This window comes from Streptomyces sp. NPDC005791, from assembly GCF_042871485.1.
GTDB lineage: Bacteria > Actinomycetota > Actinomycetes > Streptomycetales > Streptomycetaceae > Streptomyces.
The window spans coordinates 170,044-196,895 of record NZ_JBIAIP010000012.1; the positions used below are offsets into that span (position 1 = coordinate 170,044).

A 26,852-nucleotide genomic window follows, 5' to 3' on the forward strand; every position below is an offset into this window, starting at 1 on the left:
GTAGGCAGTGTATGTATTGGCAGCCAACATATATGCGTGTTCCGAGCAGGAGGCACCCGCAGTGACCAAGCTGCTGCTATCCATCCATGTCATCGCCGCGATCGTGGCCGTCGGGTCGATCACCGTCGCCGCCTCGATGTTCCCGCGCTACGCGCTCCAGGCGCTGGACGGCACGGAGGGGCAGGGCAGGTCGGCCGGGGTCGCCGCCCTCCTGCACCGCGTCTGTTACGGCTACTCGCTCGCCGGCGTCTTCGTGCCGGTGTTCGGGATCGCGACCGGCGCCGCGCTAGGGGTCCTCACCGATGCCTGGCTGATCGCCTCGCTCGTCCTCACCCTGATCGCCGCTGCCATCCTCGGACTCGCCATCCTGCCCGGGCAGCGGCGCCTGCTCACCGAGGGCGAGGGCGAAGGCGGGGACCCACCCACCCTGGAGGCGGCACGCCCCATGGCGGCGCGTCTGACGATGCTCACCGGCATCTTCAACCTCGTCTGGGCGGTGGTCGTGGTCCTGATGATCGTCCGCCCCGGGTCCACCACCGGCGCGTGACCGGCGCCGTACGGTGCGAACTGACGCTGCCCCCACCCCTGTTGTCCACCGACCGGTGGACAACAGGTTCAACCGGCAGGACGTGCCGGGCGAGCCCCCTCGCCGACCAGGATTTCCGGCATGAGACAACTCCACTTGACGACCGCCCGATGGAGCGCCCGGCACGCCGGGCGCGCGATCACCGGCTGGTTCGCGTTCGTCATCCTCTGCCTCGTAGCGGGCATCTCGGTGGGCACCGACGAAGCCACCACCAAGGACTTCCGGGTCGGTGAGGCGGGACGCGCCGAAGCGATGGCGGCCGAAGGCGGCCTGGAGCGCTCACCCACCGAGCGGATCATGATCCGGTCCGGGTCCGGACCGCTGGACATGGCCGCTGCCGGGCAGGCGGCCCAGGACGTGACCGCGCGGATGCGGGACCTGCCCGAGGTGGAGAGCGTGGCGGCGCCCGTCCGCTCGGACGACGGGAAGGTCCTGCTGGTCTCGGTGGTCCTGAAGGGCCCCGAGCTGGAGGGCAGGAAGAACGTCGTACCGCTCCTGGAACAGACGGCGGCGGTCGGTGCGAGCCACCCGGACCTGATCGTGGAGGAGACCGGCTCCCCCGCCATCAGCAAGGGCGTCAACGACCAGCGCGGTGAGGACCTCGCACTCTCCGAACGCATCAGCCTGCCCGTCACGGTCATCACGCTGCTGGTCGTGTTCGGCTCGGTGATCATGGCGGGTGTGCCGCTGCTGCTGGCCCTCTCCTCGATCGCCGCCGCGATCGGGCTGTCCATGGTCGCTTCGCACGTCCTGCCGGACGCCGGGGTCGGGATGAACCTCATCCTGCTCATCGGGCTGGCGGTGGGCGTCGACTACACGCTCTTCTACCTGAAACGTGAACGCGAGGAACGGGCCCGTGCGGGTGGCAGGCTCAGCTCCGAGGCCCTCGTCGAGCTGGCCGCGGCGACGGCGGGCCGGGCCATCGTGGTCTCGGGCCTCGCCGTGATCGTCTCCACGGCCACCCTGTACCTGGCCTCGGACGTCATCTTCTCCTCGCTGGCGACCGGCACCATTCTCGTCGTGGCCGTCGCCGTGGCCAGCTCACTCACCGTGCTCCCCGCCCTGCTGGTCGTCATCGGCCGCCGGACCGAACGCCTCGCCCCCCGCAGGGCAGCCCGCCGGGCGAGGCGCGGCAAGCCGGCCCTGGCCGCGAAGCCGGAGACCGGGCGGGTGTTCGGCGCCCTGCTGAAGCCCGCCAGGACCCGTCCCGCCCTCACCCTGTGCCTGTCGGTCCTCGTCATGCTCGGCCTGGCCGCGCCCGCACTCGGCCTGAAGCTCATCGACCCGGGCAAGGACACCTTCTCCCGCGACATCCCGGCCATGCAGGTCTACGACCGGCTGACCGGCAGCTTCCCCGAACTCCTCGTCACGCACGAGGTCGTGGCCCGCTCGGCCCCGGAACAGAAGGACCGGGTGAAGCAGGCACTCAAGGACCTCGGACGGCGGACCCAGGCGGATCCTCTGTTCGCGAAGAGCGCGGAGCCCAGGGTGCGTACGTCGGCCGACGGCCGCATCAGCGTCCTGGAACTCGCCGTCCCCCACCCGGCGCCCTCCGCCGAGGCGATCGAGTCGCTCGCCCACCTCCGCCAGGACCACGTCCCCGCGATCGTCGGGCGACTGTCCGACGTGGAGACCGGGGTGAGCGGTGACGTGGCCCGGGGCCGGGACTACGTGGCACACGAGAGCGACAAACTGCCGCTGGTCATCGGGTTCCTGCTGCTGGTGACCTTCCTGATGACGGTGTGGGCGTTCCGATCGGTGGTCATCGGACTCGTCGGCGTCGCACTCAATCTGCTGTCCGCCGGCGCCTCGCTCGGCATGCTGGTCGTGTTCTTCCAGGGGACGTGGGCGGAGGGCCTGCTGGCCTTCGACTCCCTCGGGGCCATCGCGTCCAGGGTTCCGCTGTTCCTCGTGGTGATCCTCTTCGGACTGTCGATGGACTACCAGGTGTTCGTGGTCAGCCGGATCCAGGAGGCCAGGCAGAACGGCATGTCCGCCCGGGAGGCGGTACTGGAGGGCATCAACCGGTCGGCCAAGCTGGTGACCAGCGCGGCGATCGTGATGGTGACGGTGTTCGGCGCCTTCGTGGCCCTGCACCTGACCGAGATGAAGCAGATGGGCTTCTGCCTGGCCGTGGCCGTCCTGCTGGACGCGGTGATCATCCGGCTGATGGTCCTGCCGTCCGTGCTGCTGCTCCTCGGCGAGCGTGCGTGGTGGCCGGCCCGCCCGGTGCGGGACCGGCGTGCCGGGACGCCTGCCGCCGGACCCCTGGCAGAAGTAGGCTGACGCGGTGAAGCAACGGCCGCAGCCCGGCACCGAGTTGACCGTGCCGTCGCTGCACCGGTGGAACGCCGTCCTCTGGGTGCTGCTGGGCGTGGTCCCGCCGGCCCTCGCGGTCGCGGACGCCCCGGGCGCGACGAGGTTCCCGGTGCTGGCGCTGCTGGCCGTGCTCGCCCTCTCGTACGGCGCGGTGGGGCTGTTCCCCGGCAGCCCCGTCCTGCGCCACCGCCCCTACCTGTACGTCCTCGTGGTGGGCCTCGGCGCGATGTCGTACCTGCTCGACGGCAGCGCGGCGCTCTTCGTGGTGACGCTGCCGCACTTCTGGATCTACACCGCGAGCGCGCGGGCCGCGATCGCTCTCAGCGGCCTCGCCGCCGCTGGAGTGGTCGCCGGCAACGTCGTACGGCAGGGCTGGGACGGGGAGTTCTTCACCGGCAACGTGATCTTCACGCTCATCGGTTACGCGGCGGGCGTGCTGATCGGACTGGTGGTGCGCCACATTTCCGAGGACGCCGACGAGCGGGCCCGGCGGTTGCGGGCGGAGCTGGAGGACGCCCGGCTCCGGCTGGTGGAGGCACACCAGCGGCAAGGGGCGGCGGACGAGCGCGAACGGCTCGCGCGGGAGATCCATGACACGCTCGCCCAGGGCTTCGCCTCCATCGTCGTCCTCGCGGAGGCGGCCCGCTCCGGGCTCGAGGACGATCCCGGCCGGGCTGCGCGGCAACTGCTCGCGATCGAGAACACCGCACGCGAGAACCTCGCCGAAGCACGCGTCCTGGTCGGTGCGGCTCCCCGGGGCGGTGTCGCCGCCGGCTCGGTGGCGGACACCCTGCGGCGGACCCTGGACCGGTTCACCGAGGACACCGGCATCGGCGTCACCGCACACCTGCCCGACGTCGCCTGCGACCAGCAGACCCGGATCGCGCTCCTGCGCTGCACCCAGGAGTCCCTCGCCAACGTCCGCAAGCACGCGGGCGCGTCCGCGGTGGAGGTGGTGCTCACCGCGCAGGCGTACGGCGTGGAGCTGGAGATCACCGACGACGGCCGTGGTTTCGTGGCCGAGGACTCCCACGGTTTCGGCCTGCACGGCATGCGCGAACGCCTCGCCGAGCTCGGCGGCGACCTCACCGTCACCAGCTCGGTCGGCGACGGCACCCGCGTCCTCGCCATGGTCCCCACCACCACCGACGGACAGGACTGACATGACCGATGGCGTACCGGCGGCCGGCACGGTCCGGGTCGTCGTGGCGGACGACCACACGGTGATGCGTGCCGGGGTCGTCGCCCTGCTGACCGGCGAACCCACCATCGACATCGTCGGCGAGGCCGAGGACGGCCGGGCGGCCGTCGGGCTCGTCGAGCGGCTGGAGCCCGACGTGGCGCTGATGGACCTGCGGATGCCCGTTCTCGACGGGACGAGCGCCACCGAGGAGATCATCGCCGGCCGCACCAGGACCCGGGTCCTGATCCTGACCACGTACGACACCGACGCGGAGATCGAGCGCGCCGTCGAGGCCGGCGCCATCGGCTACCTGCTCAAGGACGCCACCCGCGAGCAGCTGGTGGATGCCATCCACGCCGCGTCCCGCGGCGAGACCGTCCTGGCTCCGCGCGTCGCGGCGCGGCTGGTGGCCCGGATGCGGAAGCCGCCCCCGGTGGCGCTGACCAGGAGGGAGGTGGAGGTGCTGGGCGCGGTGGCCGACGGGCTGTCCAACGGGGAGATCGGCCGCCGGCTGGTCATCACGGAGGCCACGGTGAAGACGCATCTGCTGCGGGTCTTCGCGAAGCTCGACGTCAGCGACCGTACGCACGCGGTGGTCAAGGCGCTGGAACTGGGGCTGCTCACCAGACAGCCGTGACGCCTCACACCGCGCCGAGCTCCCACACCAGCACCTCGGCGTCCCGCAAGGCCACCAGTTCCAGGCCCCGGGACCGGGTGATGCGCGCCGAGTCCCCTTCCCCCAGCTGCTCGCCGTCGAGGCTCACCTCGCCCCGGGCGACGTGGACGTAGACGCCCGCCGCGTCCGGCACGGCGGTGCGCTCGCCCTCGGACGGCCGGCACACGTGGAGCATCGCGCCCGCCTCCGGGAGGGCGTACGGGGTGGCGTCGGCGATCCCGGCGACATGCGTGTAGGAGGGCTCCCCGCCGGGCTCCAGGGGGGAGAGCCACATCTGGATGAACGTCAGCGGGCGTTCCCCGTCGTTGCGTTCGACGTGCCGCACACCGGCGGCCGAGCTGAGGTGCTGGACGTCCCCGGCCCGTACGACGGTGGCGTGCGCCGCCGAGTCGCGGTGGGTGAGCTCGCCCTCCACCACCCAGGTGACGATCTCGGTGTGGCTGTGCGGATGCTCGTCGAAGCCGGCGCCCGGGGCGAGCCGCTCCTCGTTGCACGCGAGGACGGGCCCGAAGCGCAGGTTGTCCGGGTCGTAGAACCGCCCGAAGGAGAACGCGTGCAGCGTCTCGATGCCCGCGGAGTCGCCCGTGGCGGGGTCCCCGCCGCGGAAACGGTCCCCGGACCTGCGTACGTCCATCACGCCCCCACGCTATCTCCGCCGGCCCGCGCCGCGCCCCTCCCTCCGGGCGCCTGTCCCGATAAGGCAGTCTTGTGTGCGTGCCCCGACCCGATCCTGAGCAGCCCGCCGCGCATGACGCCCACCTCCACGCCGCGACCCTGAAACGGCTCGAGCAGTCCTCCGGCCGGCTGGCCGCCGACGCCATCGCCCGCATGGACGAGACGCTGCCGTGGTACCGGGCGATGCCACCGGAGAACCGGTCCTGGATCGGTCTGGTCGCCCAGGCTGGTATCGCCGCGTTCACCGAGTGGTTCCGGCACCCGGAGACCCCGCAGGCGATCTCCACCGACGTGTTCGGCACGGCTCCGCGCGAGCTGACCCGGGCGATCACCCTGCGCCAGACCGTCGAGATGGTGCGGACGACGATCGAGGTCATGGAGACCGCGATCGACGAGGTCGCCGCGCCCGGCGACGAGTCGGTGCTGCGCGAGGCGCTGCTCGTCTACGCGCGCGAGATCGCCTTCGCGACCGCCCAGGTGTACGCACAGGCCGCCGAGGCCCGTGGCGCGTGGGACGCCCGGCTGGAGTCACTGGTGGTGAACGCGGTGCTGTCCGGTGAGGCGGACGAGGGAGCCGTGTCCCGGGCCGCCGCGCTCGGCTGGAACTCCCCCGAGCACGTGTGCGTCGTCCTCGGCACCGCCCCCGACGGGGACAGCGAGCTCACCGTGGAGGCGATCCGGCGGGCCGCCAGACACGCCAAGCTCCAGGTCCTGACGGGGGTCCTCGGACACCGCCTGGTCGTGATCGCGGGCGGCAGCGACAACCCTCTGAACGTCGCCAAGTCGCTGATCGGCCCCTATGCGGCGGGTCCCGTCGTCGCCGGACCCGTGGTGCCCGACCTCCTCGCGGCCACCCGGTCCGCACAGGCCGCGGCAGCGGGTCTCAAGGCCTGTTCGGCGTGGCAGGACGCTCCGAGGCCCGTCCTGTCGGACGATCTCCTTCCTGAGCGTGCGATGGCCGGCGATCCGGCCGCGCGCGATCAACTGGTGGAGGAGATCTACAGACCGCTGGAAGAAGCGGGTTCGGCACTTCTGGAGACGCTGAGTGTGTACCTGGAGCAGGCGAGCAGTCTGGAGGGCGCGGCACGGATGCTCTTCGTGCACCCCAATACCGTGCGCTACCGGCTGCGACGTGTGACCGACGTCACCGGCTGGTCACCCTCCGACGTGCGTTCCGCGTTCACGCTGCGGATCGCCCTCATCCTGGGGCGCTTGGCCACCGGGGACACTCGGTCCTAGACTTTTGTCGAACTTCAACAATTCCCCTGACGGTTCTTCGTCCCTGTCCCCACGGGCGTCCGGGGCCGTCCACAAGAGAGAGTGTGAGGGTGCTCGTACTCGTCGCTCCCGGCCAAGGCGCTCAGACGCCCGGCTTCCTGACTCCCTGGCTCGACCTCCCCGGTGCCGCCGACCGCATCGCGGGATGGTCCGACGCCATCGGGCTCGACCTTGCCCACTACGGCACGCAGGCCGACGCCGACGAGATCCGTGACACGGCGGTGGCCCAGCCGCTGCTGGTCGCCGCGGGTCTCCTCTCCGCCGCCGCCCTCGACGCCTCTCCGGGCGTCGTCGCCGGCCACAGCGTCGGTGAGATCACCGCCGCCGCGCTCGCCGGCGTCCTCGACGACGAGGCCGCGCTCCGCTTCGTACGCGCCCGGGGGCTCGGCATGGCCGAGGCCGCCGCGGTCACCGAGACGGGCATGGCCGCGCTCCTCGGCGGGGACCCGGACGTCACGGTCCCGCACCTGGAGAAGCTGGGGCTCACCCCGGCCAACGTCAACGGCGGCGGGCAGATCGTCGCCGCCGGCACCGCGGAGCAGATCGCCGCGCTGGCCGAGGACAAGCCCGAGGGCGTACGCCGTGTGGTACCGCTCAAGGTGGCCGGCGCGTTCCACACGCACCACATGGCCCCGGCCGCGGACAAGCTGCGTGCCGCCGCCACCGCCCTGACGGTCACCGACCCGAAGGTGACGTACGTGTCGAACGCCGACGGGAAGACGGTCGCCACCGGCGACGAGGTCGTCGCGCGGCTCGTCGGCCAGGTCGCCAGCCCGGTCCGCTGGGACCTGTGCATGGAGACCTTCGCCGCGCTCGGTGTCACGGCCCTCATCGAGGCGGCGCCCGGCGGGACCCTGGTGGGACTCGCCAAGCGCGCGCTGCCCGGTGTGAAGACCCTCGCGCTCAAGACCCCCGACGACCTCGACGCGGCCCGCGCGCTCATCTCCGAGCACGCGGGCGCCTAAGGAGCCCGAGAGCATGTCGAAGATCAAGCCCAGCAAGGGCGCCCCGTACGCGCGGATCATCGGTGTCGGCGGCTATCGCCCCACCCGTGTCGTGCCCAACGAGGTGATCCTCGAGACGATCGACTCGTCCGACGAGTGGATCCGCTCCCGCTCCGGTATCGCCACCCGCCACTGGGCCTCCGACGAGGAGACCGTGGCCATGATGTCCGTGGAGGCGTCCGGCAAGGCGATCGCGGACGCCGGGATCGCTCCGGAGCAGATCGGCGGAGTCATCGTCTCCACCGTCTCGCACTTCAAGCAGACCCCCGCCGTCGCGACCGACATCGCGCACCGGATCGGCGCGGGCAAGCCCGCCGCCTTCGACATCTCGGCCGGCTGCGCGGGCTTCGGCTACGGCCTCACGCTCGCCAAGGGCATGATCGTCGAGGGCTCGGCGGAGTACGTACTCGTCATCGGCGTCGAGCGGCTCAGCGACCTCACCGACCTGGAGGACCGCGCGACGGCCTTCCTGTTCGGCGACGGCGCGGGCGCCGTCGTGGTCGGCCCGTCCCAGGAGCCGGCCATCGGTCCGACGGTCTGGGGTTCCGAGGGCGACAAGTCCGAGACGATCAAGCAGACCGTCTCGTGGAACGACCTCCACATCGGCGACGTCTCCAAGCTGCCGCTCGACAGGAACGGCGAGGTCAAGTTCCCGGCCATCACGCAGGAGGGCCAGGCGGTCTTCCGCTGGGCCGTCTTCGAGATGGCGAAGGTCGCCCAGCAGGCGCTGGAAGCGGCCGGGATCTCGCCGGAAGACCTGGATGTCTTCATCCCGCACCAGGCCAACATGCGGATCATCGACTCGATGGTGAAGACACTCAAGCTGCCGGAACACGTCACGGTCGCCCGTGACGTGGAGACCACCGGCAACACGTCCGCCGCCTCGATCCCGCTCGCAATGGAGCGGCTCCTGGCGACCGGTCAGGCCAAGAGCGGCGACACGGCGCTCATCATCGGCTTCGGGGCGGGTCTCGTCTACGCCGCGACGGTCGTTACCCTCCCCTAGGCACCCCGGACCTTTCGGTCCACCTGCCCGAACCCTGCAGAAACACATCGAAGGAGCGCCAACATGGCCGCCACTCAGGAAGAGATCGTCACCGGTCTCGCCGAGATCGTCAACGAGATCGCCGGTATCCCGGTCGAGGACGTCCAGCTGGACAAGTCCTTCACCGACGACCTGGACGTCGACTCGCTGTCCATGGTCGAGGTCGTCGTCGCCGCCGAAGAGCGCTTCGACGTCAAGATCCCCGACGAGGACGTCAAGAACCTCAAGACGGTCGGCGACGCCGCCGACTACATCCTGAAGCACCAGAACTGATCCCAGTTCGTCCTGTGTGTCGCCACCCGGCGGTGGCGCCGCTGATTCACGACCCTCTACACGTGGAGAAGATTTTCCAGTGAGCCCGACCAATCGCACCGTGGTCGTCACCGGTATCGGCGCAACCACTCCGCTGGGTGGCGACTCCGCATCGACCTGGGAAGGTCTGATGGCCGGCCGGTCCGGCGTCAAGCCTCTCGAGGGCGAACGTTTCGCCGAACTGCCCGTCCGGATCGCCGCCCTCGCGGCTGTCGACCCGGGTGACGTCCTTCCCCGCCCCCTCGCCCGCAAGCTGGACCGCTCGGCGCAGTTCGCGCTGATCGCCGCCCGCGAGGCGTGGGCCGACGCCGGTTTCACCGGCAAGGCCGGCGAGGACGAGAAGATCCAGCCCGAGCGTCTGGGCTCGGTCATCGCCTCCGGTATCGGCGGCGTGATCACCCTGCTCGACCAGTACGACGTGCTGAAGGAGAAGGGCGTACGCCGCGTCTCCCCGCACACCGTTCCCATGCTCATGCCCAACGGTCCGGCGGCCAACGTCGGCCTGGAGGTCAACGCCCAGGCCGGTGTCCACACCCCGGTCTCCGCGTGCGCGTCGGGTGCCGAGGCCATCGGTTACGCCGTCGAGATGATCCGCACCGGCCGCGCCGACGTGGTCGTCGCCGGTGGCACGGAGGCGGCCATCCACCCGCTGCCGATCGCGGCGTTCGCCAACATGATGGCGATGTCCAAGAGCAACGACGAGCCCGAGAAGGCCTCGCGTCCCTACGACACGGGCCGCGACGGCTTCGTCCTCGGCGAGGGCGCCGGCGTCGTGATCCTGGAGTCCGCGGAGCACGCGGCCGCGCGGGGCGCCAAGGTCTACTGCGAGGTGCTCGGCCAGGGCCTGTCCGCCGACGCCCACCACATCGCGCAGCCCGAGCCCACCGGGCGAGGGATCGCCGCCGCGATGCAGAACCTGCTGGACTCCACGGACCTGAAGCCGTCGGAGGTCGTGCACCTGAACGCGCACGCCACGTCCACGCCGCAGGGCGACGTCGCGGAGATCAAGGCGCTGCGTGCGGTGCTGGGCGACGACCTGGACCATGTCGCGATCTCCGCCACGAAGTCCATGACGGGTCACCTGCTGGGTGGCGCGGGCGGTATCGAGACCGTGGCGACGGTCCTGGCGCTGCACAACCGGATGGCGCCGCCCACGATCAACATCGACGACCTCGACGAGGCGGTCGACGCGGACGTCGTGCGCGGTGAGCCGCGGGCGCTGCCGGAGGGGCCGATCGCCGCGATCAACAACTCGTTCGGCTTCGGCGGCCACAACGTGGTGCTGGCCTTCCGCTCGGTCTGACCAGCCACCCCTGCCACGAGGCCCGCTTCCCCCTGGGGAGGCGGGCCTTCCGCGCCGTGCGGGCCGTTTCCGGGGCTCCCGGCACCCTCACACGCCGGCGAGGCCGGAGCGCGCCTCCTGCGCCACGAGGAGAGCGGCATGGCTGAGGTCGGCCGGACCCACGAGGGCAACGTTTCAGCACACACAGGGACGCCGGGTCCGGGCCGGGCCCGTCACACCACCTGGTGCAGCCATCGCACCGGTGCGCCCTCGCCCGCGTGCCGGAAGGACTCCAGCTCGTCGTCCCACGGCTTGCCCAGGAGCTTGGCCACCTCGGCCTCCAGGTCCGTCTCGCCGTTCAGGGACCGCGCCAGCGCCGCCCTCAGCCGGTCCTCCGGGACCAGGATGTCGCCGTGCATGCCCGTGACGGCGTGGAAGATGCCGAGGCCCGGCGTGGAGCTGTAGCGCTCACCCTCCGCCGTGGGGCACGGTTCCGCCGTCACCTCGAAGCGCAGCAGGTCCCAGCCGCGTAGGGCCGAAGCCAGCTCCGAGGCCGTCCCCGTACGGCCCTTCCAGGAGACTTCCGACCGCCAGGTGCCCGGGGCGGCCGGCTGTCTGGTCCAGTCCAGCTGGGCCCGCACACCGAGTACACCCGCTACCGCCCATTCGACATGCGGGCACAGCGCGCGCGGTGCGGAGTGAACGTAAAGGACTCCACGTGTCGTCACCGGGACCTCCAGTGTGGGACGAGGTTCGCCTTCTCCAGCAGCCTCGCGCCCGTACCGTCTCTTTTCGGCCGGCTCCCGAGGTTGTCATCAGTAAACAGCATCGGGAGGGAATCTCCTGAAAAGGGACAGTATGTGACGTGAGCTAACTTACCGGACCCGCTGATGTGTCGCGGACCGGGCGGGCGTCACTGGTCCGACGGGGAAAAGCTACCGTGCCCCGGGGCCGGGCGTGTGACGTACGGTCAGTCCCGGGGCCATGATTCGCAGAGCATTCACCTGCGAGGGCGTGAAGGCCCGCCACCTGGGGCTGTCCGGTTGTGCCAGGGGCACGATCACCCGTGTGGCCGGAGGAGAAACAGGGATGTCCGAGCGTTCGTCACGTCGCCGTGTCCGAGGGGCCGCAGTCACTCTGACGGCGGTCGCGGCCGTGGGCGCCACCGCACTCGCAGGCTGCACCTCCGACGGAGGCCCGACCGCGCGGAGCACCGCGGGCGCCCGGAGCCCCTCCCCCTCGCCGACGCCGCTGTGGGACGCGAGCCCCGCGTCCATCGCCGCCGTCGGGGACTCCATCACCCGGGGTTTCGACGCCTGTTCGGTGCTGGCCGACTGCCCCGAGGTGTCCTGGGCGACCGGGAGCGACAGCGGGGTGCGGAGCCTCGCCGTACGCATCCTGGGCCCGTCGAAGGCCGCCTCGCACAGCTGGAACCACGCCGTGTCGGGCGCCAGGATGGCGCAGTTGCCGGAGCAGATGGCGCTGGCGGCGCAGGAGGAACCGGAGCTGGTCACGGTGATGATCGGCGCGAACGACGCCTGCCGTGACACGGTCGCGCTGATGACGCCGGAGGCCGACTTCCGGGCGTCCTTCGAGGCGTCGATGCGGCAGTTGCGCGCCGCGGCCCCGAAGGCACAGGTGTACGTGTCCAGCGTCCCCGACCTCAAGCGGCTCTGGTCGACCGGGCGGGAGAATCCGCTGGGCAAGCAGATCTGGGAGCTGGGGATCTGCCGGTCGATGCTGGGCGACGCCGACGACATGGGGGCCGCGGCCGTCGCCCGGCGCGACACGGTGCGGAAGCGGGTCGTCGCGTACAACGAGGTGCTGCGGGAGGTCTGTGAGGGGGACGAGCGCTGCCGCTACGACGGCGGGGCGGTGTTCGACTACCGGTTCACCGGTGAGCAGCTCAGCCAGTGGGACTGGTTCCATCCCGGCCGCGACGGCCAGGCCAGGCTGGCAGAAATCGCTTACCGCAACGTCACGGCGTCCGGGCCGCCCGCGTAAAGTCGGTGATCATGACGACGGGTGCAGCGGTACACAGCGAAGACTTCTCCACGCTCGGCGACGGTGCGCCGGTCCGGCGCTGGACCCTGGAGCGCGCGGGCGTCCGGGTGCGGGTCCTGACGTACGGCGCCGTGGTGCAGTCCGTCGTGGTCCCCGGAAGGGACGGCAGCCGGGCCGAGGTGGCTCTGGGGCTGCCGGACGTCAAGGGGTACGAGACGTACACCGGCCCCTACTTCGGCGCGGTGGTCGGCCGGTACGCGAACCGGATCGCGGGCGGTTCCTTCGTCCTGGACGGGCGTACCCACCGGGTGACGAGGAACGAGGGCCGCAACACCCTGCACGGTGGTGAGCGCGGCTTCGACAAGCGGGTGTGGGACGCCGAGGAGGTGCCGGACGGTGTGCGGCTCTCCCTGGTCGCCGAGGACGGCGAGGAGGGCTTCCCAGGGCGGCTGGCGGTGTCGGTGGCGTACACCCTGGACGAGGACGGCGCGCTGCGGATCACCTACCGGGCGACGACGGACGCGCCGACCGTGGTGAACCTGACGAACCACACGTACTGGAACCTGGCCGGCGCGGAGAGCGGGAGCGCCCTCGGGCACGAACTGCGGCTCGCGGCCGGGCGGATCACGCCGGGCGACGCGGAGTCGATCCCCACGGGCGAGTTTCTGCCGGTGGAGGGGACCCGGTTCGACTTCCGGGAGCCGAAGCCGGTGGGCCCCGGCTACGACACCAACTACGTGCTGGAGGAGACCGGAGGGGATCCGGTCGCCGAGTTGTACGACCCCGCCTCGGGTCGTCTGCTGACGGTCCGTACGACGGAACCCGGACTCCAGCTGTACACCGCCGATCACCTCGGCGGGGGCCCGTTCGTGTCGTGCGCCGGGATCGCGCTGGAGACGCAGCACTTCCCCGACTCGCCGAACCACCCGGATTTCCCGAGCACGGTGCTGCGGCCGGGCGAGGAGTTCGCGTCCACGACGGTGTACGGCTTCTCGGTGCGCTGACAGCCACCCCGGCGCGACGATCCGCGTCAACACGAGCCCGCCTGGATCACCGGCGGGTGATTCGCCGCCGATCCCGCGCGTCCTCCGGGTGCGGCACACCAGGCTGATCGCCATGATCACACCTGATGAGACGTCACCCGCCCTCACCTCCCGCCGTGCGGTGATCGCGGGCGCCACCGCCGGCGCCGCGGCGCTCGCCATGACGAGCGCCACCGGGTCCACCGCGGCGCCCCGCGCCGCGGCAGCCGCGCCGGGAGCAGCGTCCGGATCCGACCGGGAGGCCGCTCTCACGGTCGCCCGCGCCATCCTCGTACGTGACGAGGACAACCGTGACCTGATCCCCCGTTACCGCGAGGTCCTGCTGGGCAAGGGCCTGCCCCGCACCCGGGCCGCGCGCAGGAAGGTGCTGGTCGTCGGCGCGGGGCCGGCCGGGCTCACCGCGGCGCGGCTCCTCCGGGACGCCGGTCACGAGGTCACCGTGATCGAGGCCAACGGCAACCGCGTCGGCGGCCGCATCAAGACCTTCCGGGCCGGCGGGCACGAGCAGTCCGAGCCGCCCTTCGCCGACCCGAAGCAGTACGCCGAGGCCGGTGCGATGCGCATCCCGGACAGTCATCCGCTGGTCACCGGGCTGATGGCCCGTCTCGGGCTGAAGACCCGCCGCTTCCACCTGGTCGACGTGGACGGCGAGGGGCGCCCCGCCAACCGCACCTGGATCCACGTCAACGGCGTCCGCGTGCGCCGTGCCGACTACGCCGTGAAGCCGCAGGCCGTGAACCGCTCCTTCCACGTGCCCGCGGCTTACGAGAACATCCCGGCCTCCCGGATCGTGCGGAACGCCTTCGCCCCGGTGCGCGAGGAGATCGAGGGCAAGGAGGGCAGCGCCCTGGTCGAGGGCTGGGCGACGGTGCTCCAGCGGTACGGGCACTGGTCGATGTACCGCTATCTGACCGAGGCGGCCAAGCTCGACGAGCGCACCATCGATCTCATCGGCACCGTCGAGAACATGACCTCGCGGCTCCACCTCGCCTTCCTGCACAGCTTCATCGGGGCCTCGCTGATCAGCCCGGCCACTTCCTTCTTCGAGCTGCCCGACGGCACCGCGACCCTCGCCGACGCGATGTACGCGCAGGTGAAGGACCTGGTGCACCTGGACCGCCGGGCCACCCGGATCAGCCACACCAAGGACGGTGTGCGGGTCGAGACGGTCTCCGAGGGCCGGGGCGGCCCGGTGGTCCGGGAGACCTTCACCGGTGACCGGGCGATCATCACCGTGCCCTTCTCCGGGCTGCGGCACATCCCGGTGACGCCCGCGCTCTCGTACGGCAAGCGGCGGGCGATCACCGAGGTCCACTACGACGCGGCGACCAAGGTGCTGCTCGAGTTCAGCCGCCGCTGGTGGGAGTTCGACGAGGCGGACTGGAAGCGGGAGCTGGAGGCCGTACGCCCCGGTCTGTACGACGCCTACCGGCTGGGCAGGGCCCCGGCCGACGGCTCGCTGCTGGGCGCGCACCCCTCCGTGCCGCGCGGTCACATCCCGGCCAACCAGCGGGTGCACTACGCCGCTTGCCGGGCCACCGCCCGTAACCAGCCGGAGGCGGCACACGTCATCGGCGGCGGCTCGGTGACGGACAACGCCAACCGGTTCATGTACCAGCCCTCGCACCCGGTCGAGGGCAGCAGGGGCGGGGTACTGCTCGCCTCGTACAGCTGGGCCGACGACGCCCTGAAGTGGGACTCGCTGGACGACGACGAGCGCTACCCGCGCACCCTGGGCGGTGTCCAGGACGTGTACGGGCAGCGCGTCGAGGTGTTCTACACGGGTGTGGGCCGCACCCAGTCCTGGATGCGTGACCCGTACGCGTACGGGGAGGCGTCGGTACTGCTTCCCGGGCAGCACACCGAGCTGTTCCCCGATGTCCGCACCCCGGAGGGGCCGCTGCACTTCGCCGGCTGCCACACGTCCGTCAAGCCGGCCTGGATCGAGGGCGCCCTGGAGTCCGCGGTCAGGACCGCCCTGGAGGTCCACAGCGGCTGACCGGTGGCGGGCCGCAGGACCGGCGGCCCGCTCAGTCCTTGTGCAGGGTGTAGGGCTCAGGCGCGGGCGCCGCGGCGGGGCCGGTCCCGGGCGTCGCCGTCAGGTCACGGGCCAGCAGTGTGGCCCCGGCGACGGCGCCCGGCATCAGCAGCACCGCGACGAACGGGACGAGGAAGGCGAGCGCGAGGGGGACGCCGAAGCCGAGGACCATCATGCGGCGCCCGCGCAGCAGCACGAGGCGGTCCTTGAGGACCATGCCGCGGCGCTGGAGGGCGACGGCGGTGAGCTCCTCGGCGAGGAAGTAGCCGGTGACGCAGAAACCGAGGACGGGGATCACCGTCTGACCGATGACGGGGATGAACCCGAGGGCGAAGAGCACCACCCCGTACAGCGCGACGCGCAACAGGATGCGGACGGAGTCGCGGGCGGAGATCCACAGTTCGCGCCAGAGCGGCAGGCCCGACTCGGGCACCTCGCCGCCCTCGCTGCGGTCGACCTCCTCGGAGAGCGACTCGTAGAACGGCTGGCCGACCAGCAGGGTCGCCGCGGTGAACGTGATGACCGCGAGGAACGCCCCGAATGCGAAGACAAGGACGACCAGCGTGTTGCGCAGGAGCCCCAGCCAGGGTGAGGACCAGTCGTCGGCGAACGGGGTGGCCCAGCCGACGAAGTCGTCGGCGCCGTAGCCCAGTCCGACGAGCGCGCCCGCGTAGACGACCAGAGTGATCAGCGCGGGGAGCAGGCCGAAGCCGAACCACCGGCCGTGCCCGAAGGCCCAGCGCTGGCCCTTGATCAAGTAACTGAAACCCGCCCCGAGATCACTCATGACGTCAGCGTACTTGCGCTGAGGGCTGTCCCGTCATCCCCGGTGGATCAGCGCACGGCGTCGGACGCGGTGCGTCGTGGCGCGGAGGGCCATCCGCATACGGGCGGGGGTATCTCCCCGGGCGATGCCTCGGGGGAGTATGCGGGCGTTCCGACGACGCGGCGAGGTGCCTCGGCTGTCGTCGTGCGCCCGCCGGGGACAACGGGACGGCCCTCAGCCATTGACACGTCCCCTGGCCCGTCATTACCGTCACGCCAGCATTTCGAACGAGCGACGAAATACCGAACACGTGGAGAGGCAACACCCGTGCGCATCACCGGAATCAGCACGCATGTCGTCGGCACACCCTGGCGCAACCTCACGTATGTCCAGGTCCACACCGATGAGGGCCTCACCGGGGTCGGTGAGACCCGCATGCTGGGCCGCACGGACGCGCTGCTCGGCTATCTGCGCGAGGCGTCGGCCAACCACATCGCCGGCTCGGACCCGTTCGCCGTCGAGGACCTCGTCCGCCGCATGAAGTACGGCGACTACGGGCGGGCCGGGGAGATCGTGATGTCCGGTATCGCCGTCATCGAGATGGCCTGCTGGGACATCAAGGGGAAGGCGCTCGGCGTCCCCGTCTGGCAGCTGCTCGGCGGGAAGGTCACGGACCGGGTGAAGGCGTACGCCAACGGCTGGTACACCACGGAGCGCACCCCTGAGGCGTACCACAAGGCGGCGCAGGGCGTCGTCGGGCGCGGTTACCGGGCGCTGAAGATCGACCCCTTCGGTACGGGGCACTTCGAGCTGGGCCAGGAGGAGACCCGGTACGCCGTGTCCCTCATCGAGGCCGTCCGGGACGCCATCGGCCCTGACACCGAGCTGATGCTGGAGATGCACGGGCGGTTCAGTCCGTCGACGGCGGTGCGGATCGCCCGGGAGATGGCGCCGTTCGCGCCGGCCTGGCTGGAGGAGCCGGTGCCGCCGGAGAACCTCAAGGCACTGAGCAAGGTCGCGGAGAAGGTCGACGTGCCGATCGCGACGGGCGAGCGCATCCACGACCGGATCGAGTTCCGCGAGCTCTTCGAGTCGCAGGCCGTCGACATCATCCAGCCGGACGTCGGTCACATCGGCGGCATCCTGGAGACCCGTAAGCTCGCGGCGACCGCGGAGACCCACTACACGCTGATCGCCCCGCACAACGTGGGGGGTTCGGTACTGACGGCGGCCAGCCTGCAGGTCGCCGGCTGCACCCCCAACTTCAAGATCCTCGAGCACTTCAACGACTTCGCGGACGCGGACATCAAGAAGGTCGTCAAGGGGGCCCCGACGGTCGACCCCGCCACCGGCTGCTTCGAGCTCTCCGACGCCCCGGGGCTCGGCGTGGAGCTGGACGTGGACGCGGCGGCCGAATTCCCGCAGCAGCAGGCGCGGTTCGACCTGTGGGCGGACGGCTGGGAGAAGAGGCAGCCCAAGTGACGCCCCTGTCACGCTCGTTGACCGTGGAGCGGCCCGGCAGCCACCGGCTGTCCGAGGGGCCGCTCCCGGAGCCGGGCCCCGGTGAGGTCAGGGTGCGGGTCGCGGCGGCCGGCATCTGCATGAGCGACCGCGAGGTGTACGACGGCCACCGCGACCCGGCCTATGTGCGCTACCCCGTGGTGCCGGGTCACGAGTGGTCGGGGACCGTCGACGCGGTGGGTGAGGGCGTCGATCCCGCGCTGACCGGCCGGCGTACGGTCGCCGAGGGCTTCCGGGCCTGCGGGCGCTGCGAGCGGTGCCGGTACGGGGAGACCTCCCTGTGCACGGCGGGGTACGACGAGACCGGGTTCACCCGGCCCGGCGCGTTCGCCGACCACCTGGTGGTCCCGGCGCGGTTGCTGCACCCGCTTGCCGACGACGCCGATCTGCGGGCCGCCGCCCTGCTGGAGCCCGCCGCCGTGATCGCGGCGGCGATGCGGGCCGGGGCGCCCGAGCCGGGCGAGCGGATCGCCGTACTGGGCGCGGGCACCCTCGGCCTGCTCGCGGTACAGCTGCTGGCGGCGGTGTCGCCCGCCGAGCTCACCGTGATCGACCCGAGGGAGGGCCGTGCCTCCCAGGCCCTGGACTTCGGGGCGAGCGAGGCACGGGTGCCCGAGGAGGCCGAGGAGGTGCGGGGCCGGTACGACCTGGTCGTGGAGACGGCCGGAGCACCGTCCACCGCTGCCGACGCGTGCCTGCTGGCGCGGCGCGGCGGGCGGGTGGTGCTGACCGGGATGTTCACCCCGGGCGCGGCCGGCATCGACCCGGTGCACCTGTCGCTGAGCCAGCTCACCGTGCGCAGCGTCTTCGGCGCGTCCTCGGCGGCCTGGTCCTACGCGGTACGGGCGTTCACGGCCGGACTGCTCGACCCGGCGCCCCTGATCACCCACGAGTTCCCGCTGGAGCGGTTCGCCGAGGCCGTGGCGCTGGTGGGGTCCGGGGACCCGGCAACCGGGAAGGTGCTGCTGCGGCCGTGACGGGCCCGACCTGATCCGTGCGCCGGTACGGCGGCGTTCCGACCACCTCCGTACCGGCGCACCACCGACGATCCGCATACGGCCGGATCCGCACGCCTCCAGATCCGCATGCCGCCAGATCCGAATCTCGTCCGAAATACCGAACATGAAGGACCAGTCGTGAACGACACCCCCGTCTCATCCCCCGGCGCCGCCGGTGCCCGACGCCCTGGTGACGCCGCACTCACCGGGCTCGGCCTCGGCCCGGCGCCCCTGTCCCCCGCGGACGCCTCCCCGCACTCCTTCCCCGACGGCGGGAGCTGGCGCACCGAGGTCCCGTCCGTGGAGGGCCCGGAGGTTCTCGGTGTCGTACTCGAGGAGTCCGCGAGGCTCGACGTGCCGGTCCACCGCATCAGCCAGGGCAGCGGCATCTGGATGCTGACGGACGCGGAGATCACCGAGATGGTGGGGGCCTGCGCCGAACGGAACATCGAGCTCTGCCTCTTCACCGGTCCGCGCGGCACCTGGGACACCGGCGCGTCCGTCCGTACGGACTCCGGCGGCGCCGGGCTGCGCTCCCGTGGCCACGACGCCCTGGCCGGCTGTGTGGAGGACGCCCTGCGCGCCACCGCACTGGGCGTGAAGTGCCTGCTCGTGGCCGACGAGGGCGTGCTGTGGACCCTGCACCGGCTGCGCGAGCAGGGCGTGCTGCCCGCGGACACCACCTTCAAGGTGTCGGCGCTCATCGGGCCGGTGAACCCGGCCTCGTTCGCCGTGTTCGAGCAGCTCGGCGCCGACTCGATCAACATCCCGTCCGACCTGACGCTCGCCCAGTTCACGGAGATCCGGCGGGTCTCCCGGGCCCCGATGGACCTCTACATCGAGGCCCCGGACGACCTCGGCGGATATGTACGGATGTACGAGGTCGCCGAACTGGTCCGGCGCGGCGCGCCGCTGTATCTGAAGTTCGGCCTCTCCAAGGCCCCCGGCATCTACCCGTACGGCCGGCACCTGCGCGATCTGGCGCTGGCCACCGCCAGGGAGCGGGTGCGGCGCGGCCGGCTGGCGCTGGACCTGCTCGCGCGGCACGGGGCGGACGGCGGCATGGCGCCGCTCGGCAGCCGACTTCCGGGCCCGCTCAACAGGTTCGGAATCTCGTCATAACGTTCCGGAAACTCTCTCCCCAAAAGACGACACAGCCGCGCACAATCCCACACACCTGTTCTCGGTCGACCCGCCCTCAGCTTTCCGGGCGTGCCGGCGCCACCGGACCGAGCCCTGCTCCCCCATCAAGGATGATGACTATGCGCAACCGCAGAGCCGCACTTGCCGCCATGGCCTCCGCCACCACCCTCGCTCTCGCCCTGACCGCCTGCGGCCAGAGCGGCGAGGGAGGCAGCGAGGAGGAGAAGGGTGGCGCCGACGGCGGCACCATCGGCATCGCGATGCCGACCAAGTCCTCCGAGCGCTGGATCGCCGACGGCGCCAACGTCGTCAAGGAACTGAAGGCCAAGGGTTACGAGACCAAGCTGGCCTACGGCGAGGACGACACGGATCAGCAGGTCTCACAGATCGAGAACATGATCACGCAGGGGGTGGACGCCCTGATCGTGGCCGCGATCGACAACAAGTCCCTCAACAACGTGCTCCAGCAGGCCAAGGACGCCGACATCCCGGTGATCTCCTACGACCGGCTGATCCTGGGCACGGAGAACGTCGACTACTACGCCTCGTTCGACAACGAGAAGGTCGGCGAGCTGCAGGGCACGTACATCGTGAAGCAGCTCGGCCTGGCGGACGGCAAGAAGGGCCCCTTCAACATCGAGTTGTTCGCCGGTTCCAACGACGACAACAACACCAAGTACTTCTTCCAGGGCGCGATGAACGTCCTCCAGCCGTACGTGGACAAGGGTGAACTGGTCGTCCGGTCCAAGCAGACCGCCCTCAACCAGGTCACCACGCTGCGGTGGGACGGCGGTACCGCGCAGAGGCGCATGGACGACCTGCTGACGTCCAGCTACCGCAGCACGCGGGTCGACGCCGTGCTCTCGCCGTACGACGGCATCTCCATCGGCATCCTCTCCGCCCTGAAGTCGGACGGCTACGGCACGGCGGCCAAGCCGTTGCCGGTCGTCACGGGCCAGGACGCCGAGGTCGCCTCGGTGAAGTCGATCATCGCGGGCGAGCAGACGCAGACCGTCTACAAGGACCTGCGCCAGCTCGCCAAGACCGCCTCGAACATGGTCGACGCCGTCCTGAACGACAAGAAGCCCGAGGTCAACGACAGCAAGTCCTACGACAACGGTTCCAAGGTCGTCCCGGCCTTCCTCCTGCAGCCGGTCAGCGTCGACGAGTCCAACTACAAGGAAGTCCTGGTCGACGGCGGCTACTACACCGAGAACGACCTCAAGTAACCGGGCTCCCTCAAGGATTGGAAGGCACAACCATGGCGGGACCCGTCCTGGAAATGCGCTCGATCGTCAAGACCTTTCCCGGTGTGAAGGCGCTGTCGGACGTCACACTGACCGTCCGCCAGGGCGAGGTCCACGCCATCTGCGGAGAGAACGGCGCCGGCAAGTCGACCCTGATGAAGGTGCTCTCCGGTGTCCATCCGCACGGCAGCTACGAGGGGGACATCCTCTTCGAGGGCGAGACCTGCCGGTTCAAGGACATCCGGGCCAGCGAGCAGAACGGCATCGTGATCATCCACCAGGAGCTGGCGCTGGTGCCGTACCTCTCCATCGCGGAGAACATCTTCCTCGGCAACGAGCACGCCAAGCGCGGGCTGATCAACTGGAACGACACCCTCAGGCACGCCGGGGAACTGATGCGCCGGGTCGGTCTCGACGAGCACCCGGAGACCCGGGTCGCCGACATCGGCGTGGGCAAGCAGCAACTGGTGGAGATCGCCAAGGCGCTGTCGAAGAAGGTGAAGCTGCTCATCCTCGACGAGCCGACTGCGGCGCTCAACGACGAGGACAGCGGCAAACTCCTCGACCTGATCCTCTCGTTGAAGGAACAGGGCATGACCTCGATCATCATCTCGCACAAGCTGAACGAGATCCGCCGGGTCGCCGACTCGGTCACGATCATCCGCGACGGGCACTCCATCGAGACGCTCGACGTGAAGGCGGCGGAGACGACCGAGGACCGGATCATCAGCGGGATGGTCGGCCGCGACCTGGAACACCGCTTCCCCGAGCGCACCCCGCACCACCCGGAGGAGGGGACGGCGCCCGCCCTGGAGATCCGCAACTGGACTGTGCACCACCCCATCGACCAGCAGCGCAAGGTCGTCGACGACGTCTCGATCGAGGTGCGGCGCGGCGAGATCGTCGGCATCGCCGGACTCATGGGCGCCGGCCGCACCGAGCTGGCGATGAGCGTCTTCGGCCGTTCCTACGGCCGGTACGCGGGCGGCACCGTCCTCAGGGACGGCACCGAGATCCACACGAAGTCCGTCCCCGAGGCGATCAAGCACGGCATCGCGTACGCCACCGAGGACCGCAAGCACTACGGCCTCAACCTGATCGACACCATCAACCGGAACATCTCGCTGACCGCGCTGGGCAAGGTCGCCAGGCGGGGTGTGGTCGACGAGCACGGGGAACGGCAGGTCGCCGAGGACTTCCGCACGTCGATGAACATCAAGGCGCCGACCGTCTTCGAGCCGGTGGGCAAGCTGTCCGGCGGCAACCAGCAGAAGGTCGTCCTCAGCAAGTGGATCTTCGCGGGGCCCGAGGTGCTGATCCTGGACGAACCCACGCGCGGCATCGACGTGGGCGCCAAGTACGAGATCTACACGGTCATCGACCAACTGGCCGCCCAGGGCAAGGCGGTCGTCTTCATTTCCTCCGAGCTGCCGGAGCTGCTCGGTATGTGCGACCGCATCTACACGATGGCCGCGGGACGGCTGACGGGTGAGTTCTCGCGGGCCGAGGCCTCGCAGGAAGCGTTGATGCGTCAGATGACGAAGGACAAAGAGGTAACACGATGAGCACGGATGTGACCGCCAAGACCCCGGCCCCCACGCCGCCCGGCAAAGGCGGATCGGCCTCCGGCGACAGCATGCTGCAGCTGATGCTCGACGGCATGCGCCGCAACATGCGCCAGTACGGCATGCTGATGGCCCTCGGCCTGATCGTGGTGCTGTTCGCGGTGTGGTCGGAAGGTGACCTGCTGCTGCCGCGCAACGTCTCCAACCTGGTGCTGCAGAACAGCTACATCCTGATCCTCGCGATCGGCATGATGCTCGTCATCATCGCGGGCCACATCGACCTCTCCGTCGGTTCGCTGACCGCGTTCATCGGCGCGATGGCCGCCGTACTGATGGTCGAACACGACCTTCCCTGGCCGCTCGCGGTGGTGCTGTGTCTGGCCATCGGTGCCGTCGCGGGCGCGGTACAGGGCTTCTTCATCGCCTATCTCGGCATACCGTCGTTCATCGTGACCCTCGCGGGCATGCTGCTCTTCCGCGGTCTGACGGAGATCTTCCTGAAGGGCCAGACCCTCGGCCCCTTCCCGAAGGACCTGCAGGAGATAGCCAACGGCTTCCTGCCCGAGGTCGGTCCGGACACCAACTACCACAACCTCACCCTGCTGCTGGGCTTCGCCCTGATCGCCTTCGTGGTGATCCAGGAGGTCCGCGACCGCAAGCGGCAGCAGGAGTTCGCCCTCGAGGTGCTGCCGGCCAAGATGTTCGTGCTGAAGCTGGTCGCCCTGGTCTCGGCCGTCCTCGTCGTCACGCTGCTGCTCGCCAGCTACAAGGGCGCCCCGGTCGTACTGCTCATCCTCGGCGTCCTGGTCGTCGGATTCGGCTACCTGATGCGCAACGCGATCATCGGCCGCCACATCTACGCCATCGGCGGCAACCTGCCCGCGGCCAAGCTGTCGGGTGTGAAGGACAAGAAGGTCACCTTCCTGGTCTTCCTCAACATGGGCATGCTCGCGGCCCTGGCGGGTCTGGTCTTCGCCGCCCGCTTCAACGCGGCTTCGCCCAAGGCGGGCCTCAACTTCGAGCTCGAGGCCATCGCCGCCTCGTTCATCGGCGGCGCGTCGATGAGCGGCGGCGTCGGCACGGTCCTCGGCGCGATCATCGGTGGCCTGGTCCTGGGCGTGCTGAACAACGGGATGAACCTCGTCGGCATCGGCACCGACTACCAGCAGGTCATCAAGGGCCTCGTCCTGCTGGCCGCGGTCGGCTTCGACGTATGGAACAAGCGCAAGGTCGGTTCGTAACACACCTTCCCACCAGAGGAGTTGTTTCATGACCGGTACCAGCAGACGCACCGTCCTGGCGGCCACGGCCGTCACCGGGCTGGCCGTGGCGGCGGGCACCCCGGCCGCGCACGCCGCGGTCACCGGACGGGCCCCGTCCAAGGAGCTCTTCGGCACGCTCGCCGACGGGACGAAGGTGCACCGCTGGACCCTCGCCAACGGCGGGACCCGGCTGAAGGTCCTCTCCTGGGGCGGTGTCGTCCAGTCCCTGGAGACCGCCGACCGCAGGGGCCGGACGGCGAACGTGTCGCTCGGCTTCGACAACCTGCCGGACTACGTGGCGAAGTCCCCGTACTTCGGCGGGCTGATCGGCCGGTACGGCAACCGGATCGCCGAGGGGCGCTTCACACTCGACGGGACCACGCACCAACTGCCCGTCAACGACGGCCCGAACAGCCTGCACGGCGGGGACCAGGGCTTCGACAAGCGGGTCTGGGCCGTCGAGCCGTTCACCTCGCGCGGCGACGTCGGGCTGGTCCTGACCCGGACCAGCCCGGACGGCGAGGCCGGCTACCCGGGCGCGCTCTCCGTCCGTGTCGTCTACACGCTCACCTCCCGGGGCGAGTGGCGCATCGACTACACGGCGACCACGGACCGGGCCACCGTCCTCAACCTGACCAGCCACACGTACTTCAACCTGGCGGGCGAGGGCAGCGGGAGCGTCGACGGGCATCTGCTGGAGCTGGCGGCGGCGCGCTACACGCCGGTCGGCGCGACGCTCATCCCGACGGGTGAGCTCGCACCGGTGGCGCGTACACCGTTCGACTTCCGGCGGTCCCGGGCCATCGGGGAGGCGGTACGCACCCCGCACGAGCAGATCGGTCACGGGCAGGGGATCGACCACAACTACGCGCTGGACAAGGGGATCACGACCCGCCCGGAGTACGCGCTGACCGTGACGGACCCCGCCTCCGGCCGGGTGATGAAGATGTACACGACGGAGCCCGGCATGCAGGTCTACACGGGCAACTTCCTCGACGGCACCCTGACCGGCACCTCTGGACGGGTCTACCGCCAGGGCGACGCGTTCTGCCTGGAGTCCCAGCACTTCCCGGACTCCCCCAACCAGCCGTCGTTCCCCTCGACGGTGCTGCGGCCGGGCGAGACCTTCCGGTCGACGACGGTGCACGCCTTCTCGGCACGCTGACCCCCTGCCTACGACGGAAGGCGCCCTCCCCCGGCGGGGAGGGCGCCTTCCGTCGTCGTCAGACCAGCCGGATCATGTTCCAGGACAGCGGTTCCAGAGCCGCCCGCAGCGTGCCGTCGGTGAGCACGGTGCCCTCGGCGGCATGCGGGACGACCCGCTCGGGCTCGTCGAGGGTGTTACGGGCCTCCGGGTCGGCGTCCGCGACGACCTGGTGCTCGGCGACCCGCGCCAGATCCAGCCCCGTCAGGGCGACTTCGAGCGGCAGCACGGCGTCCTGGCTGCGGTTGACGGCGAAGACCGTGACGGCGCCCGTCTCCGGGTCCCGTACGGCGGTGGCGTGCAGCAGGTCCGTCTCGCCGTACTTCGCCGTCCCGTAGGTGGGCGAGTCCACCCGTACGTCCAGGACCTGTCCCTGCCCGTACCGTGCGGCCTGCGCGAAGGGGAAGAACGTGGTCTGCCGCCAGGCCGGTCCGCCGGGCTCGGTCATGATGGGTGCGATCACGTTGACCAGCTGGGCGAGACAGGCCACGGTCACCCGGTCCGCGTGGCGCAGCAGCGCGATGAGCAGGCTGCCGAAGACGACGGCGTCGGTGACGCTGTAGTTGTCCTCCAGCAGCCGGGGCGCCTCGGGCCAGTCGAGGGGGTTCTCCTCCGCGTCCTTCTGGTAGCGGCTCAAGTACCAGACGTTCCACTCGTCGAAGGAGAGGTTGATCTTCTTCGTGGACTTCAGGCGCGCACCCACGTGGTCGCAGGTCGCGACGACGCTCTCGATGAAGGACTCCATGTCCACCGCCGAGGCGAGGAAGGAGTCGCGGTCGCCGTCGGTCTCCTCGTAGTAGGCGTGCAGCGAGACGTAGTCGACGAGGTCGTAGGTCTCGGCGAGGACCGTCGCCTCCCAGGCGGCGAAGGTCGGCATGGCGCGGCTGGAGGACCCGCACGCGACGAGCTGGACGGACGGGTCGATCTGCCGCATCGCACGCGCGGTCTCGGCCGCCAGCCGGCCGTACTCCTCGGCGGTCTTGTGGCCGGTCTGCCACGGGCCGTCCATCTCGTTGCCCAGGCACCACAGCTTGATCCCGAAAGGGTCCTTGTCGCCGTGGGCGGCGCGGCGGTCGGAGAGTTCGGTGCCGGAGGGGTGGTTGGCGTACTCCTGGAGCTGGATGGCCTCCTGGACGCCGCGGGTGCCGAGGTTGACCGCGAGCATCGGTTCGGCCCGCGGGCCTATCTTCCTGAGGAAGTCGATGTACTCGGAGAGGCCGAAACGATTCGTCTCGGTGGAGCGCCAGGCGAGGTCGAGGCGGCGGGGGCGCTCGTCGGCGGGGCCGACGCTGTCCTCCCAGCGGTAGCCGGAGACGAAGTTGCCGCCGGGGTAGCGGATGGCGGTGACACCGAGTTCGCGGACGAGATCCAGGACGTCGGTGCGCAGTCCGGCGTCGTCCGCCGACGGGTGGCCGGGCTCGAATATGCCGTCGTAGACACAGCGGCCGAGGTGCTCGACGAAGGAGCCGAAGAGCCTGGGGTCGACGTCACCGACGGTGAAGGCCGGGTCGAGGGTGAAGCGCGCGGTGCGGGTCATGACTTCCTCAATCGTTCGATATTTCGAAAGCTGCTCGTAATCTCGAACGGGACCGTAGAGTTCAACCTCTGCGGCCGTCAATGCTTTCGCGCGCGCTTTTCCGGACAGGCCGCCGCACACGCCGGAGGGCCGCACCCCTGTGACGGGATGCGGCCCCCGGACGT

At 70.4% G+C, this 26,852-nt stretch carries 23 protein-coding genes; 19 read left to right on the forward strand and 4 right to left on the reverse strand.

Going from position 1 to position 26,852, the window contains the following annotated elements:
• Positions 1–61: 61 nt before the first annotated feature.
• The 4 genes from ACFYSH_RS23735 to ACFYSH_RS23750 all read left to right on the forward strand — a co-directional run bounded on the left by ACFYSH_RS23735 (position 62) and on the right by ACFYSH_RS23750 (position 4,725).
• Complete coding sequence (locus ACFYSH_RS23735; protein ID WP_388754981.1) at positions 62–547, forward strand: hypothetical protein; 486 nt, start codon at positions 62–64, stop codon at positions 545–547.
• A 120-nt stretch (positions 548–667) separates the two neighbouring features.
• On the forward strand, positions 668–2,872 hold the full coding sequence (locus ACFYSH_RS23740; protein WP_388754984.1) for an MMPL family transporter: 2,205 nt from the start codon (positions 668–670) through the stop codon (positions 2,870–2,872).
• A 4-nt stretch (positions 2,873–2,876) separates the two neighbouring features.
• Positions 2,877–4,067, forward strand: a complete 1,191-nt coding sequence (locus tag ACFYSH_RS23745) for a sensor histidine kinase (RefSeq protein ID WP_388754987.1) — start codon at positions 2,877–2,879, stop codon at positions 4,065–4,067.
• Position 4,068: 1 nt separating this feature from the next.
• Positions 4,069–4,725, forward strand: coding sequence for a response regulator transcription factor (locus ACFYSH_RS23750; RefSeq protein ID WP_359471120.1), 657 nt, complete (start codon positions 4,069–4,071; stop codon positions 4,723–4,725).
• 4 nt (positions 4,726–4,729) lie between these two features.
• On the opposite strand, the gene ACFYSH_RS23755 is transcribed toward ACFYSH_RS23750, so the two are convergent.
• Complete coding sequence (locus ACFYSH_RS23755; RefSeq protein WP_388755167.1) at positions 4,730–5,398, reverse strand: pirin family protein; 669 nt, start codon at positions 5,396–5,398, stop codon at positions 4,730–4,732.
• A gap of 80 nt (positions 5,399–5,478) precedes the next feature.
• On the opposite strand from ACFYSH_RS23755, the gene ACFYSH_RS23760 reads away from it, so the two are divergent.
• From ACFYSH_RS23760 to fabF, 5 genes are all read left to right on the forward strand, one after another.
• A complete protein-coding gene (locus ACFYSH_RS23760; protein ID WP_359471118.1) occupies positions 5,479–6,678 on the forward strand; it encodes a helix-turn-helix domain-containing protein in 1,200 nt (399 codons plus the stop codon).
• Positions 6,679–6,767: 89 nt separating this feature from the next.
• Positions 6,768–7,682 (forward strand): ACP S-malonyltransferase, encoded by a 915-nt coding sequence (locus ACFYSH_RS23765; RefSeq protein ID WP_388754991.1) that lies wholly within the window; start codon positions 6,768–6,770, stop codon positions 7,680–7,682.
• A 13-nt stretch (positions 7,683–7,695) separates the two neighbouring features.
• Positions 7,696–8,727, forward strand: a complete 1,032-nt coding sequence (locus tag ACFYSH_RS23770) for a ketoacyl-ACP synthase III (RefSeq protein WP_359471114.1) — start codon at positions 7,696–7,698, stop codon at positions 8,725–8,727.
• 63 nt (positions 8,728–8,790) lie between these two features.
• Positions 8,791–9,039, forward strand: a complete 249-nt coding sequence (locus ACFYSH_RS23775; protein ID WP_359471112.1) for an acyl carrier protein — start codon at positions 8,791–8,793, stop codon at positions 9,037–9,039.
• A gap of 79 nt (positions 9,040–9,118) precedes the next feature.
• On the forward strand, positions 9,119–10,381 hold the full coding sequence (gene fabF / locus ACFYSH_RS23780) for a beta-ketoacyl-ACP synthase II (RefSeq protein WP_359471110.1): 1,263 nt from the start codon (positions 9,119–9,121) through the stop codon (positions 10,379–10,381).
• Between the two features lie 212 nt (positions 10,382–10,593).
• Here the strand turns inward: fabF and ACFYSH_RS23785 are convergent, their stop codons facing one another.
• Positions 10,594–11,088 (reverse strand): DUF3145 domain-containing protein, encoded by a 495-nt coding sequence (locus ACFYSH_RS23785; RefSeq protein WP_359471108.1) that lies wholly within the window; start codon positions 11,086–11,088, stop codon positions 10,594–10,596.
• Positions 11,089–11,449: 361 nt separating this feature from the next.
• On the opposite strand from ACFYSH_RS23785, the gene ACFYSH_RS23790 reads away from it, so the two are divergent.
• The 3 genes from ACFYSH_RS23790 (at position 11,450) to ACFYSH_RS23800 (ending at position 15,406) form a co-directional block, all read left to right on the forward strand.
• On the forward strand, positions 11,450–12,364 hold the full coding sequence (locus tag ACFYSH_RS23790; RefSeq protein ID WP_359471106.1) for an SGNH/GDSL hydrolase family protein: 915 nt from the start codon (positions 11,450–11,452) through the stop codon (positions 12,362–12,364).
• Positions 12,365–12,375: 11 nt separating this feature from the next.
• Entirely contained in the window at positions 12,376–13,368 is a 993-nt protein-coding gene (locus ACFYSH_RS23795) for an aldose epimerase family protein (protein WP_359471104.1), read from the forward strand.
• A 112-nt stretch (positions 13,369–13,480) separates the two neighbouring features.
• Positions 13,481–15,406, forward strand: a complete 1,926-nt coding sequence (locus ACFYSH_RS23800) for a flavin monoamine oxidase family protein (RefSeq protein WP_388754997.1) — start codon at positions 13,481–13,483, stop codon at positions 15,404–15,406.
• Positions 15,407–15,437: 31 nt separating this feature from the next.
• Here ACFYSH_RS23800 and ACFYSH_RS23805 read toward each other — a convergent pair whose 3' ends face one another.
• Positions 15,438–16,232, reverse strand: a complete 795-nt coding sequence (locus ACFYSH_RS23805; RefSeq protein ID WP_359471102.1) for an EI24 domain-containing protein — start codon at positions 16,230–16,232, stop codon at positions 15,438–15,440.
• A 306-nt stretch (positions 16,233–16,538) separates the two neighbouring features.
• On the opposite strand from ACFYSH_RS23805, the gene ACFYSH_RS23810 reads away from it, so the two are divergent.
• The 7 genes from ACFYSH_RS23810 (at position 16,539) to ACFYSH_RS23840 (ending at position 25,112) form a co-directional block, all read left to right on the forward strand.
• Positions 16,539–17,693, forward strand: a complete 1,155-nt coding sequence (locus tag ACFYSH_RS23810; RefSeq protein ID WP_359471100.1) for a mandelate racemase/muconate lactonizing enzyme family protein — start codon at positions 16,539–16,541, stop codon at positions 17,691–17,693.
• Positions 17,690–18,709: a zinc-binding dehydrogenase gene (locus ACFYSH_RS23815; RefSeq protein ID WP_388755001.1), complete on the forward strand. Its 1,020-nt coding sequence runs from the start codon at positions 17,690–17,692 to the stop codon at positions 18,707–18,709. The genes ACFYSH_RS23810 and ACFYSH_RS23815 overlap by 4 nt, the downstream gene beginning before the upstream one ends.
• Before the next feature lie 159 nt (positions 18,710–18,868).
• Entirely contained in the window at positions 18,869–19,852 is a 984-nt protein-coding gene (locus ACFYSH_RS23820; RefSeq protein WP_359471096.1) for a hypothetical protein, read from the forward strand.
• Between the two features lie 140 nt (positions 19,853–19,992).
• Complete coding sequence (gene chvE / locus ACFYSH_RS23825) at positions 19,993–21,102, forward strand: multiple monosaccharide ABC transporter substrate-binding protein (protein ID WP_359471094.1); 1,110 nt, start codon at positions 19,993–19,995, stop codon at positions 21,100–21,102.
• Between the two features lie 32 nt (positions 21,103–21,134).
• A complete protein-coding gene (mmsA, locus tag ACFYSH_RS23830; protein WP_359471092.1) occupies positions 21,135–22,685 on the forward strand; it encodes a multiple monosaccharide ABC transporter ATP-binding protein in 1,551 nt (516 codons plus the stop codon).
• Complete coding sequence (gene mmsB, locus ACFYSH_RS23835) at positions 22,682–23,926, forward strand: multiple monosaccharide ABC transporter permease (RefSeq protein ID WP_359471090.1); 1,245 nt, start codon at positions 22,682–22,684, stop codon at positions 23,924–23,926. Before mmsA ends, mmsB begins: the two co-directional genes overlap by 4 nt.
• Before the next feature lie 28 nt (positions 23,927–23,954).
• The gene (locus ACFYSH_RS23840; RefSeq protein WP_388755007.1) at positions 23,955–25,112 is read left to right on the forward strand and encodes an aldose epimerase family protein; all 1,158 of its coding nucleotides are present in this window, start codon (positions 23,955–23,957) and stop codon (positions 25,110–25,112) included.
• 58 nt (positions 25,113–25,170) lie between these two features.
• On the opposite strand, the gene ACFYSH_RS23845 is transcribed toward ACFYSH_RS23840, so the two are convergent.
• Positions 25,171–26,688, reverse strand: a complete 1,518-nt coding sequence (locus tag ACFYSH_RS23845) for an alpha-N-arabinofuranosidase (protein WP_359471086.1) — start codon at positions 26,686–26,688, stop codon at positions 25,171–25,173.
• Positions 26,689–26,852: the final 164 nt, after the last annotated feature.